The organism is Gammaproteobacteria bacterium (genome assembly GCA_019911805.1).
In the GTDB taxonomy this organism is placed as follows: Bacteria; Pseudomonadota; Gammaproteobacteria; order Thiohalobacterales; family Thiohalobacteraceae; genus JAHJQQ01.
In genome coordinates, this window is the sequence record JAIOJV010000077.1 from 284838 (window position 1) to 297604 (window position 12767).

Consider the following 12767-nt stretch of genomic DNA (forward strand, 5'->3'; position numbering starts at 1 on the left):
GACCGTCACCGGCCGCCCGTGCAAGGCGGGCGGTTGTGCTGCATCATGGCGCGACATCGCGAACGAGGACACCGACATGATGCGCGCCATCAGCAGGAACATCCTTACCGGCCTGATCACGATTCTGCCCGTGGTGCTGACGCTCTACCTGTTCTACTGGCTGGTGGTGTCTGCCGAGGCAGCGCTGGGTACGCTGCTCAAGACGGTACTCCCGATGGGCGCCTACTGGCCCGGAATGGGCGTGGCCATCGGTCTGCTGGCGGCATTCGTGGTGGGGTTACTGATGCGCGCCCTGGCGGTGCGGCGCCTGTTCGCGCTGGGCGAGCGGATCTTCACACGCCTGCCTTTGATCAAATCGGTGTACTCCGCGCTCCGCGACCTGATGGATTATTTCTCACCTGAGCGCAAGAAAGACTTCGGCCAGGTGGTGGCGGTCACGCTCGGTGAGATGCAGCTGATCGGCTTCGTCACGCAGGCGGATACCGGGCGCCTGCCCACAGAATTCCACGGGCAGGACCGCGTGCTGGTCTATCTGCCCATGAGCTACCAGATTGGTGGCTATGCCGTGTTCGTGCCACGCAGCGCGGTGCACCCGCTGGACATGGGCATGGAAGAGGCCATGCGCTTCGTGATCACCGCCGGCGTGACCGGCGACCCCACACGGGATCCGCAAGTCCGCCACTAGCGGCAGATGATCGGAGGCGACGCGCGCGAGCGCGGAATTCGGTACCTCGATGCCGGTCACCTCGATGTCCGGGCTGACGAAGATATGGTCGATGCGCAGCGTCGGGAAGCGCCCCGAGAAGGTGCTGCGCGGGCGGTGCTGGCGCGCCTCGATCTGGACATCGTTCAGGCGCCTGGCGAGTCGTCGGCATACCGCCGACGACGGCAGGGCGTTGAAGTCCCCGCACAGGATCACCGGCGTGCGGCAGTGTACGTTCCCCAGCCAGTCTGCGCCGAGCAGTGCCTCCGTCTGCGCCATACGCTCGCGCACGTTCAACCCCAGATGGGTGTTGAGGATCTGCACCGTCCTGCCGTGCAGGTCGACGCTTACCCACAGCGCCCCGCGCGGTTCGAGCTGCGGTTTGTCGGCGAGCCCCGGCAGCGGGGCGGCCCTGACCAGACAGCGTGGCAGGTGCGTCAGGATGGCGTCACCGTAGCGTTCCTCCTCCAGGTGCACGGCCGGATGAAAATGGAAATCCATCTCCAGGCAACGCGCGATCAGCTGCGCCTGATCCAGACCGTGGGTACGGCCGCGGCCGACGTCGAGTTCCTGCAACGCCACTACGTCCGGCCGGGCACGGGCGATGATACGGGCGATGCGTTCGGGATCGATCTTGCCGTCCATGCCGATGCAGCTGTGCACGTTGTAGGTCATCACCCGCAGGGTCTCCGCGCGTGCCGCGGCTGGGCGTATGGGCGCATCCGAGGGTGCGCGTACGGGTACGCCCACGGTGGCGTCCGCCGGCCGGCGGACCGACCGGCCGAGGTGGCGTAGCGCCGCGGTGCGCAGGTCGAGGGGGCGCAGATAGGGAGCCCTGCGCGCCGCCAGTGGGGCATCGTCGGGGAGCAGGGCGAAGCCGTGGGTCTCGTCCGGTGCGGCACCGGCATGGCTGCCGTTCTCGGTGGCGAAGGTCAGTGGCGGCACGCCCGCACGCCAGCCCAGCAGGACGAAATCGCCGGCGTCCGGATGTTCACACAGACGCAGCAGGTCCGGGCCGAGCGCGTCGAGGAAGGGATGGTCCGGCCCGAACAGCGTGGCCGTGTCCTGCGGCAGGCGGAATTCGCCAACGTTAGTGCAGGCGTGCAGTTGCCCCGTCCCGTCTCGGTGGAGCACGACCGGCACCTTGTGGGAATGCGCCAGGTCCCGCGCGATGACGTCGCGCACGGCGGCGTCCAGGGCCAGCGGAGAATAGACATGAGCGACCGGCCCGAGCGCGGCCACGCGGGGTCGGGCCTCGTTGTGGGCGAGGCCGTCCATACCGAGCACCGCGAACAGGCGCTGCACGTGGCGGCCGCCGAGCAGACGCACGCGCTGGGTCTGGATGCCGCCGGCATCCCCCGGACCGGCGCCGCTGCCGGTGTCGATGCCAGGCGCATGCACCCCGGCCGTCGTGAAGGCCGCCGTCACTGCCTCGTCCAGCGGATAGCCCTGCCGGTCCCGGTAGGCCTGGGTCATGGACTGACCGTGATCGGAATACACCCAGACCTCGTACTGGCGCCACGGCGAGCGGTTGGCGGCGCGCCATAGCCGGGCGATGGCATCGTCGATACCCTTCAGCGTCCAGTGCGCAAACAGCGAGCGCGGCCCACGGCGATGCGACTGTTCGTCGTAGCCGAGGAAGTTGATGTGCACGCTGGGCAGACCGCGGGCGACGTCGATCTTGCCGCCGATCACGCACAGTTCGCGCAGCAGGATGGAGATGCCTACCCGGGTCGGGATGAATTTCAGCTCCTTCAGCAAGTCGTACCCGCGCCGGAGGCCACGCACGCAATCGACCAGCGCCAGGCCCAACTCCAGCAGCATCAGCACCCCGACGCGCAGAAAGCTGTAGAGGTTGGCTAACAGGAACGCCGTCACCACCAGCGGATTGGCGGCGCGCAGCGTCGGACCCCAGCCCATGGACGCCGGGCAGAAGTGCGACTCCGCCGCGCCGCCGGTGAAGACATCCGCATAGGCACTGCCGCCTTTGAGCAGCGGCTCATCGCCATCGGCCACGAGCCGCGCCTCGACCCGCGCCGCCGCCTCCGGGTCGTACATGCGGACCACCTCCCCGCTTTCCCGGTCCAGGAAGGAAAAGGCCGGCACCGCGCCGGCGACGCCATAGAACAGCTCCGCCTGGACGGCGGGCGTGGTTGCCGGCAGGCCCGCATAGTGGCTGTGGGTGCGGTACTGTTCGCGCGCCATGAGCCGGCGCAGGAACGGCAGCTCGCCGCGCGCCAGCGCCCGCTCGAATTCCGGCCGCGACAGCCCATCGATCTGGATCATGACCAGCCCCGGCCGTGTCGGCGCACCCGCGGATACCGGCAGGCGCAGCAGGCGCGCCAGCCAGACGCTGCGGCTGAGGCGGTGGCGCAGACGCCGGAGGCCGATCTCGATCCGGGCGATCATCGCTGCCCGGGAGCCTGCCGGACTGGAGCGATCATGGCGAGCAAGGTGGGAGCGCAGCAGATCAGTCTCACGTCCGAGAGGCTCCTATGCGTCGGCGGGGGACGCAGCATCCGCATCAGTCCTCCTTTTCCGGGAACAGACCGGTGCCGAGCGCCGCATCCCCCGCACCGGCCATGCTCTTCAGGATGTCCCACTCCGTCTTGATCGCGATGATGACCTCCTCCCAACCAGTTTCGTGCGCGTGGGTGTCGGCCGCCGCGCGCGGCTGGAGCGCAGCGTAGCAGGCGAGCGCGCGGTCGGCACAGCGGGGCATGGAGAAGGCCGCGGCGGTGTCGAGTGCCGCCTGTCGCAACGCACTGCGCACGTCCGGCCCCTGCGCGGCAACCCAGCGCAGGCCTGCCGCGAAGGCTGCCGGCGCCGCCGCGCGCAGCAGGCGGCCGTTGCTGCCGTCGTCCACCACCTCGCGGGCGCCGGGCGCGTCCAGCGCCACCACCGGCAGGCCGGCCGCCATCGCCTCGGTCAGCACCATGCCCTGGGTCTCGCTCAACGACGCGAAGGCGAACACGTCCATGGCGTGCAGCGCAGCCGCCAGCTGCCGGCCCTGCAGGAGGCCGAGGACGTGCAGCCGCGTGCTGAGCCCGGCGCGGGCGAAGCGCTCCCGTATGGACTTCTCCGACGGGCCGGTGCCGATCACCAGGAAGTGCGTGTGCGCGTCGCCGGCGACGACCTCCGCGACTGCGTGCGTCAGGAAGTCGAGGTTCTTCTCCGGGGCGAGCCGGCCGAGATGGCCGACCACGAAGGCCTCGGCGGCGATGCCCAGTTGCCGGCGCACGGCGGCCCCGTCGCCGCTGGCGAAGCTCTCCAGGTGCACGCCGGTGGGTACCACCTCGATGGGTGTGTCCACGCCGCGTTCGAGCAGCAGCGCGCGGATGCTCTCGCTGGGCGCGAACACCTGATCGGAGAGATTGGCGTAGCGGGTGCCGAGTTCGATGGCAAAGCGCTTCATCGTCGGCGAGTCGCCCGGCACGTAATGCGTGTACTGCTCGTAGAGTGTGTGATGGGTGAACACCAGCGGCAGTTCCCGCCGGCGGGCGATGCGCACCGCAGTCATGCCGAGCAGAAAGGGGTGCTGGGCGTGGACGATGTCCGGTTGGAAGGCGTCGATGGCATCGTTCATCTGTGCCGCCAGGGGCAGCGCCACAGAGAAGTCGCTGGCATTGAATTTCTGGATCGCGGGCACGCGGATCACGTCCGTCTCGTGCCCGGGCATATCGGGAAACTCCGGGGCCACGATCAGTACGCGGTGGCCGCGCCGGCGGTATTCCGCGGCGAAGGCCGCCACCGAGCGGGCGACGCCGCCGACGTGCGGCGTGTAGGTGTTGGTGAGGATGAGGATGTTCATGCGACCTTGCCGCCGAGCGTGATCGAGGTCATGTCCGCAGCCGGCCGCACCGGCGTGCAGCCCGGCAGGCGGATCTCGATGGGCGGCGCGCCCCGGTGCCATGCGCCGCGCCAGCTGATGCGCGGGGTGCCCAGCGGGTTCGGTGTGATCTCGACGGTGACTGCGCCGAATGCCGTCGGCGCGGGGCCGAAGCTGATCGGCGCACCCTGCTCGAGCCAGCGCGGCGGGATGCCGGCGCCCAGGATCAGGCCGTCCCCTTCCTCGCGCACGAAACCGTTGCGCAGCATCAGCACCCACTCGGCCGCCGCCCAGACGTGGTGGCCGTCGCCCATGCAGCCGCCGCCGGTGCGCGGGTGGATGGCCTCCGGCCACTGGCCGGTCGGTGAGGCCAGCGCGGCGACCGCATCCAGCAACGCGAGGTGGCGCGGGTCGCCGGCGCGCAGCAGGACCTGGGCGACGTGCAGGGTGAGGTAGGCGTTGAGCCCGGAGTGGATCATGTCCTGATAGAAGGCACCGTGGACGAAGCAACGGTCGAGCAGAAACTCGACACTATCGAGCAGGCGCGGATCGTCGGGCGCGCACAGTTGCAGCGGATAGCCGCAGGCCAGTGAACCGATGGCACCGGCATCGAGGCGTCGATAGGGCGAGGCCGGCATGGCCGGGCGGCCGAGGCGCTGGGCGCAGGCCGCCAGGCTGCGGTCCACCGCCGCCTCGAAATCCTCCGCACCCCGCGCGCAGCCCACGGCATTGTGGGGGTCCCGCGCGGCGAGCAGCGTGGCCGCCGCGCGCAGGCCGGCGATGCCCCAGAAATCGTCCCAGTAGTAGTAGTCGTTGGGCCCGAGGTGCTCGGCACTGAAACCCGCCGGCAGCAGCCCGGCATGCGGTGCGTCCAGATCGTCGGCCAGCCGCTTGCGGATGATCCAGCGTGCCCCACGCAGGATGGGCCCGTGCCATGCGGCCGGGACGGAGCGTCCGGTCAGCGCGAAGAAGCGTTGCAGGATCCACAGCACCTCGCCATTGGCGTCCCATTCGCCGTCCTGGGAGCGGAAGTAACCGCGTGCCGTCTGCCGCTCCGGGAAGCGCGCCAGGGCGCGCTCGGCGCGCTCCGTCAGACCGACGCACAGCAGGGCGTGGATGATGAAGGCGGCATCGCGGAACCAGAAGCGTTTGTAGGTGTAAGGTCCCGGATAGACGTCGTCGGGCGAATGCAGGATCAGCGAGGTGATCGCGGCGTCGTAGAGGAACTGGTAGCGCGGCTCCGGGCACGTCAGTTCGCAGTGGCCACGCCGGGTGCGTTCCCAGGCGTCCGCGACCAGCGCGCCGGTTGCCGGGTGGGTGTCGCTCGCGAGTGGGATACGCACGTCGATCGCCGTCGGCGCACCGGCCGCGACCGGAAACAGCGCTGCCGCCGTGACCATGCCGACATCGCAGTGGCCCTCGGTCTGATCGTCCCGATCCGCAAGGTGGATGTAGACGTCGCCGTGACGGTAATCCGAGACGTGGTGTCGCGCCGCCGGGGCGCTGAATTCCACCCGGTGGGTGTCGTCGACGGTCCAGGCCATGCGCGCCCGCGACAGGCGCAGCGCGTGGATGAAGCTGATGCCCTCGGGGTTCTGTGGGCGCAGCGCCAGCACCAGCCGGGCCTGGGTGTCAGCATGTGCTTGCAGGCGCAGCCGGCACACCGGGACACCGGCCTCCAGCTCCACCCAGGCGCTGCTGGTCAGAGCCAGCCCGGGCAGGTCGGTCTCGGTGATGATGCAGGCGCCCGCAGCCAGTACCTGCCGTTGCCGGCAGTCCGCCGCCCGCGAGGGCAGCAGGCAGCGGCCGTCGTCGGCCAGCAGCCAGCCGTCCAGCGACCAGCCGTCGAAGAAGGGCGTGAGCAGGCCGCGTGGATCGACGATCGGCAGCTCCGCGCAGTCCGGATGACCGATCGCGGTCCAGTTGCGGTGGCTGAGGTTGATATGGGTGATGGAGAAGGCGCGCGGGATGAATGACTCATCGTGCGGATCGAACTGGCGCTCGATCCAGTAGGGCCAGACCCAGTCGAGGTTGTGCTGGATGACCCGGCTGTTGATCAGGCCGCGGGCGTGGAACACCACCCCGGCGCGCAGCAACTCGATGGGCTCGCCCACCTCGGAAGGTTGGGCGAAGCTGTGCAGCCGCGCCAGCAGCGCGATGGGATCGAGGAAGCCCTGGCGGCGGGCGAGGTGCCGGATGACGAAACGCCAGGGCAGCCAGTTCATCCAGTTCATTGCGGATCCTCTTCGAGCGCGCCCTGGTCCACGTAGCGCGCCAGCGCGCGGCGTGCGAGCCGGTTGAGGTAGAGCGCCACGGCGACGGTGGCGACGAAGCCGGCACCGTAGAGGCCCCACTCCAGCGGCGTGCGGCCGACGTTGCGCACGCCCAGCGTGCCGATGTCCGCGGCGAGCGAGCCGAGGTAGACGCTGGTGACCGAAAACGGGATGAAGCCCAGCAGTGAACCACCGACGTAGCCGCGCAGCGAGAAGGGCGTCAGGCCGAAGAAGTAGTTGGAGATCTTGCTGGGGAAGAAGGGGATCAGCCGTGTCAGCAGGACGATCTTCCAGCCGTGCGGCGTCAGCTCGTTGCTCACCAGCCGCAGTCTGGCGTGCGCCATGACGAAGCGCCGGGCGCGCTGCCCGAACAGATGGCGCGCGATCAGAAACGCCAGCGTGGCGCCGAGCGTGGTGCCGACCACCACGTAGATCGAGCCTTTGACCACCCCGAACACGAAGCCCGCCCCGGTGGTGAACAGCACGCCTGGCAGCACCAGCACCACGACCGCCGCCATGAGCACCACGAACAGCAGCGCGGCCCACGCGCCGTGGGTGTCGAACCATTCCAAAAGTTGCAGGATCCATTCGTGGGCGCCGAGATGGATCAGCAGCGCGAGGATTGCGGCGACGAACAGCAGGCTGGCCGCGAGGCCCCACAGCGGGGAGCGCAGGCGGCTCACGGCGGGTCGTTTCGCGGCCTGTATCGGTGTCATCAGCCCGTGTCCATCGGTGTCCGTCTGCGTCCAGCTGTCAGGGCGCGTCGCTGCGCCGGGTTTTTCGTTGCGTGTTCTTCCGTGGCCAGATATTTTGCCGGGTACGTCGAGGTGCCGCCTGCTGTGCGTGGCAGCGGCGCGTACGCTCACAGCCCCGCCGCCAGTTTTCCCGCCTGCGCCGGCGGACCGGGTGCGGACCGTGTTCCCGCTGCGCCCGGGCGGTTGAATCCGATCGCGGGCACCGCCCTCTCCTGCAGTCTAGCAGGCCGTCCGCAGACACCGGTCGGTGTCACTGTGACCGCTGCGGCGCGGTGTGGCGCTCGTCTCGTGGACCCTGATCCCACAGGGTCTGGCGGGGATCCGGCGGGCCTTTCCGCCCGGGGGCCGTGGCACCGGCAGTGCACAACGGTGTGGGGTCGGTCGCCGTGATGATCGAGGGGGGCACAGGGATGGGCGGAACCCGACCATCGTTCAGCGTCTCGGCTATAGTGTTTCCCTGTACGGCAGGCCCACGCCCACCACCGGCGCAACCAGGCAGGAGATCATGAGGTTCGAGCCATCCCCGCTGCATACGCTACCCACCGGGCTGCGCGCCCTGGCGGGACGGGTCAGCTTCCTGGCCCGTGATCTGCGCTGGACCTGGAGTCATGCGGGCGACGAGCTGTGGAAGCACATCGACCCGCAACTCTGGGAGCAGACCGGAAATCCCCACGTCATGCTGCAGAGCCTGACCAGGGAGCGCCTCGCGGCACTCGATGCCGATGCGCCGTTCAAGGCCCGGCTGCAGCAACTGGCCGAGGCCCACGCCGAGTATTGCCGGCAGCCCGGCTGGTACGGTGAGACCTATCCGCAGGCCGAGCTCAAGCGGGTCGCCTACTTCAGCATGGAGTTCGGCCTGGGCGAGGCATTGCCGCTGTACGCCGGCGGTCTGGGCATCCTGGCCGGCGATTACCTCAAGGCGGCCAGCGACCTGGGTGTGCCGGTGGTGGGTGTGGGCCTGCTGTATCAGGAGGGTTATTTCCGCCAGACGGTGGATCACGACGGCCGGCAGCTGGAATTCTATCCCTACAACGACCCGACCAGCATACCCATCGCGCCAGTGCAGTCCGCCTCCGGCGCCTGGCTGCAGGTATCCCTGCAGCTGCCCGGGCGCCCGGTGCACTTCCGCGTCTGGCAGGCGCGCGTCGGCCGCGTCGACCTGTATCTGCTCGACAGTAATGCGCCGCTCAACAGCCCCAGCGACCGGGGCATCACCAGCAAGCTGTACGGCGACGGGGGCGAGACCCGGCTGCTGCAGGAGATCGCGCTCGGCATCGGCGGCTGGCGGGTGCTCGAGGCGCTGGGCCTGGAGATCGACGTCTGCCACCTCAACGAGGGCCACGCGGCCCTGGTGGGCCTGGAGCGGGCGCGTTCGTTCATGGAGCGCCACCAGGTCGACTTTCAAACGGCCTTGTGGGCGACGCGCGCCGGCAACGTGTTCACGACCCATACACCGGTCGCGGCCGGCTTCGACCGCTTCGATCCCGCGCTGCTGCTCAAGTACGGCCGTCAGTATGCGGAACGCCTCGGGGTCGACCCGCAGGCACTCGTCGCCCTGGCACGCAGCGATACCGCCGCCGTCGGTGAGCCGTTCAATATGGCGTATCTGGCGATGCGCACCTGCAGCACCGTCAATGGTGTCAGTCGTCTGCACGGCGAGGTCAGCCGGTCGCTCTTCCAGGTGCTCTATCCACGCTGGCCGCGCGGCGAGGTACCGGTGACGCACGTGACCAACGGCGTGCATGTGCCGTCGTGGGATTCGCCCTGGGCGGACGAGGCCTGGACCCGGGCGGCGGGCAAGGAACGCTGGCGCAGGGGCGGCGAAGGCCTGGCCGAGGCGATCCTGCAGAACGTCAGCGACGAGGCGCTGTGGGCGTTCCGTGGGCGGGAACGGGCCGACCTGGTGGGCTATGCGCGGCGACGGCTGGCACTCCACCTGGGGCAGCGCGGCGAGGACGCCGGGACGATTGCGCTGGCGGACCAGGCCCTCGATCCGAATGCATTCACCCTGGGTTTCGCACGCCGGTTCGCCGAATACAAACGGCCCGATCTGCTGCTGCGCGATCCGCAACGCCTGCTGCGGCTGCTGACCCGCCCGGGCCGGCCCGTGCAGTTGATCGTGGCGGGTAAGGCGCACCCGCGCGACGAGCGTGGTAAACAGTTCGTCCAGACCTGGATGGCGTTCGTGAGGCGGCCCGAGGTCCGCGCCCGGGTGGTATTCCTGGAGGACTATGACATCGCCCTGGCGCAGGAACTGGTGCAGGGCGTCGATGTCTGGCTGAATACGCCGCGGCGCCCCTGGGAGGCCTGTGGCACCAGCGGCATGAAGGTGCTGGTCAACGGCGGTCTCAATCTCTCGGAGCTCGATGGTTGGTGGGCGGAGGCCTATGCGCCCGAGGTCGGCTGGGCCCTGGGCGACGGCCGCGAGCATGCCGACCCACAGGTCTGGGACGCGCGGGAGGCGGAGCAGCTCTACCGGCTGCTCGAAGACGAGGTCGTACCGCTGTTCTACGCGCGCGACCCCGACGGCATCCCGCGCGACTGGGTCCGGCGGATGCGGGCGAGCATGGCGCGCCTCGCGCCGCAGTTCAGCGCCACGCGCATGCTGCGCGAATACATCGAGCAGCTCTACCTGCCAGCCGCGCGCGCCGTGCGCGCGCGCGGCACGCAAGACGGACGGCTCGGCCGCGAGCTGTGCGAGTGGGATGGACGGCTGCACCGCCACTGGCAGAACGTCCACCTGGCCAATCTGGTGGTGCACGAGGGGCCGGACAGCCGGCGTTTCGAGCTGCAGGTCTACCTGGGGGAGATCTCCACCACGGCCGTACAGGTGCAGCTGTATGCGGATGCCGCGGGTGATGGGGCGCCCCTGTGCATCGTCATGCAGCGGGGCGAGGGCATACCCGGCACCAGCAACGGCTATCTCTACCGCGCCCCGACCGACCTGCAGCGGCCGCACACCGACTTCACGCCCCGCATCGTGCCGTTTCACCCGGACGCACACATCCCCGTGGAGAACCATCTGATCACGTGGTGGTCGGGGCGCGCACAGGTCAGCAGGGACGCAGCGACACGGTGATGGCGGCCGACGACGATGCGCCCGGGGACCGGCGTCCCACCCCCCTGCCCAGCCCCCTGCTCGACGTGCAGCGACTCAGCAAAGGGTTCACCGCCGGTGCCGTGCCCCTGTTCACGGCGGTCTCGCTGGCGGTGGCGGCGGGCGAATGCGTCGCCATCATGGGCGAATCGGGCGTCGGCAAGTCCACCCTGCTCAACTGCATCGCCGGCCTGGAGCCGGTCGATGGCGGACGGATCACGCTCGCCGGCGTGGAGGTGACCGCGCTGGACGAGGACAGTTTCGCGCGCCTGCGGCGGCACCAATACGGATTCGTGTTTCAGGCCTTCCACGTCCTGCCACATCTGGATCTCACCCAGAACGTGGCCCTGCCGCTGTGGCTGTTGGGCGTCGACCGGGTGCAGGCGGCGGCCCGGGCGCAGGCCATGCTGGTGCGCGTCGGGCTGGGCGAGCGCGCCGCCGACTGGCCCCGGCATCTGTCCGGCGGCGAACTGCAGCGGGTGGCGATCGCGCGCGCCCTGGTGCACCGCCCGGCGCTGGTGCTGGCGGATGAACCGACCGGCAATCTCGATCCCGAGCGCGCGGCCGGGGTGCTCGATCTGCTGCTGGAAAACAGCCGTGCCGTCGGCGCGGCCGCGATCCTGGTGACGCACTCATCCGTCGCGGCGGCCCGGGCCGATCGCGTGCTGCGGCTGACACGTGCCGGACTCGTCGCCGCTGACAGGCCTGCTGGCGGGCCCGGTGGTGGGCCGGTATGAATGCCGCGCTGCTGCGCCTGTTCCTGGCGAGCTTGCTGCGCCGGCGTCTGGCGACGGCGCTGTCGCTGCTGGCGATCGCGCTGGGCGTCGCCCTCGGCCTCGCGGTGCAGTTGATCCACAGCGCCGCCCTGGAGGAGTTCGGCCACGACCTGCGGTTGCTGGCGGGTGAGGCCGATCTGCAGGTCCTCGGTCCGCGCGGCGGCTTCGATGCGGCGTTGTATGCGACGCTGGCACAACGACCCGAGGTGGCGCAGGCGGCCCCGCTGCTGGAGATCGAGGCGCACCTGCCGGGGCGCGAGGCACCGCTGCGCCTGCTTGGCATCGATGTGTTCCGCGCCGCACAACTGTACCCGCGGCTGGTACCGGTGGCCGCTGCCGAGGCGCTGCCTGCCGGGGCCCAGGACCGGCTCGCGGCGCTGCGGCCCGACAACGTCTTCCTCAGCCCGGCGGCCCGCGTGGCGCTCGGGCTCGATCCCGGCGACCGGCTGGTGGTGCAGGCGGGCCTGGGCGAACGCGCGTTGCACGTCGCCGGCACGGTGCCGGGCGCCGGCGTCGGCCAGCGACTGGCGGTGATGGACATCGCCGCGCTGCAGCGGCTGTTCGGTCGCATCGGCGTGTTGACGCGCATCGATCTGCGCCTGGCGCCCGGGGTGTCCCGCGCCCAGGCGCAGGTACGGCTGCACGCGCTGCTGCCGGCGGGGGTCGAACTGCTGGCACCGGAGGCGAGCGCGGCGCAGACCGCGGCCCTGACGCGCGCCTACCGTGTCAATCTGACCATGCTCGCGGCGATCGCCCTGCTCACCGGCGGCTTCCTGGTCTTTTCCACCCAGGTGCTGGCGGTGGTGCGGCGCCGCCAGGAGTTCGCCTTCCTGCGTGCGCTCGGCATGGACCGCGCGACGCTGTTCCGCGGGCTGCTGACCGAGGGCGCCGTGATCGGGCTCCTCGGCGGCGCGCTCGGCGTGGCGCTGGCCTATGCGCTGAGCGCCGCGGCCTTCGCGCTGCTCGGTGGCGATCTCGGTGCCGGCTACTTTCAGGCAGTGACGCCGCGGCTGCGACTGCAGCCGGGTGTCAGCCTCGCCTATCTGTTGCTGGGCGCGGTCGCCGGCGTGGCCGGTGCCTGGCTGCCGGGGCGCGAGGCGCTGCGCAGCGTGCCGGCGCGGGCCCTGCACGCGGGCGCCGAGGAGGACGTCCTGCAGGCGCGTGGCGGGTGGCGGGCGGCACTGGTCTGTTTCGGTACGGCGCTGCTGCTGTGCCTGCCGCCGCCGCTGTGGGGCGTGCCGGTCTTCGGCTACGCCGCCGTCGTGCTGATCCTGGCCGGTGCCTTGCTGCTGTTGCCCGGCGCCGCGCGCCTTGCCACGCGGGTGGTGCCGGCC

General features: G+C 70.3%; 7 protein-coding genes and 1 pseudogene. 4 read left to right on the plus strand and 4 right to left on the minus strand.

Annotation, left to right across the window (positions count from 1 at the left end; genetic code table 11):
* Positions 1–76 precede the first annotated feature (76 nt).
* A complete protein-coding gene (locus tag K8I04_10385) occupies positions 77–685 on the plus strand; it encodes a DUF502 domain-containing protein (protein MBZ0072117.1) in 609 nt (202 codons plus the stop codon).
* Here K8I04_10385 and K8I04_10390 read toward each other — a convergent pair.
* The 4 genes and pseudogenes from K8I04_10390 to K8I04_10405 form a co-directional block, all read right to left on the minus strand.
* A pseudogene (locus K8I04_10390) lies at positions 656–3112 on the minus strand (endonuclease/exonuclease/phosphatase family protein). The gene K8I04_10385 and the pseudogene K8I04_10390 sit on opposite strands and share 30 nt — an antisense overlap.
* Before the next feature lie 115 nt (positions 3113–3227).
* On the minus strand, positions 3228–4514 hold the full coding sequence (locus K8I04_10395) for a glycosyltransferase (GenBank protein ID MBZ0072118.1): 1287 nt from the start codon (positions 4512–4514) through the stop codon (positions 3228–3230).
* On the minus strand, positions 4511–6766 hold the full coding sequence (locus tag K8I04_10400) for a hypothetical protein (protein MBZ0072119.1): 2256 nt from the start codon (positions 6764–6766) through the stop codon (positions 4511–4513). The genes K8I04_10395 and K8I04_10400 overlap by 4 nt, the downstream gene beginning before the upstream one ends.
* Positions 6763–7521 (minus strand): TVP38/TMEM64 family protein, encoded by a 759-nt coding sequence (locus tag K8I04_10405; GenBank protein ID MBZ0072120.1) that lies wholly within the window; start codon positions 7519–7521, stop codon positions 6763–6765. Before K8I04_10405 ends, K8I04_10400 begins: the two co-directional genes overlap by 4 nt.
* 544 nt (positions 7522–8065) lie before the next feature.
* On the opposite strand from K8I04_10405, the gene glgP reads away from it, so the two are divergent.
* The 3 genes from glgP to K8I04_10420 all read left to right on the plus strand — a co-directional run.
* Positions 8066–10639 (plus strand): alpha-glucan family phosphorylase, encoded by a 2574-nt coding sequence (gene glgP, locus K8I04_10410; protein MBZ0072121.1) that lies wholly within the window; start codon positions 8066–8068, stop codon positions 10637–10639.
* A complete protein-coding gene (locus K8I04_10415) occupies positions 10639–11394 on the plus strand; it encodes an ABC transporter ATP-binding protein (protein MBZ0072122.1) in 756 nt (251 codons plus the stop codon). The genes glgP and K8I04_10415 overlap by 1 nt, the downstream gene beginning before the upstream one ends.
* Positions 11391–12767: FtsX-like permease family protein (locus K8I04_10420; GenBank protein ID MBZ0072123.1), on the plus strand; the 1377-nt coding region annotated here is incomplete at its 3' end. The genes K8I04_10415 and K8I04_10420, both read left to right, overlap by 4 nt.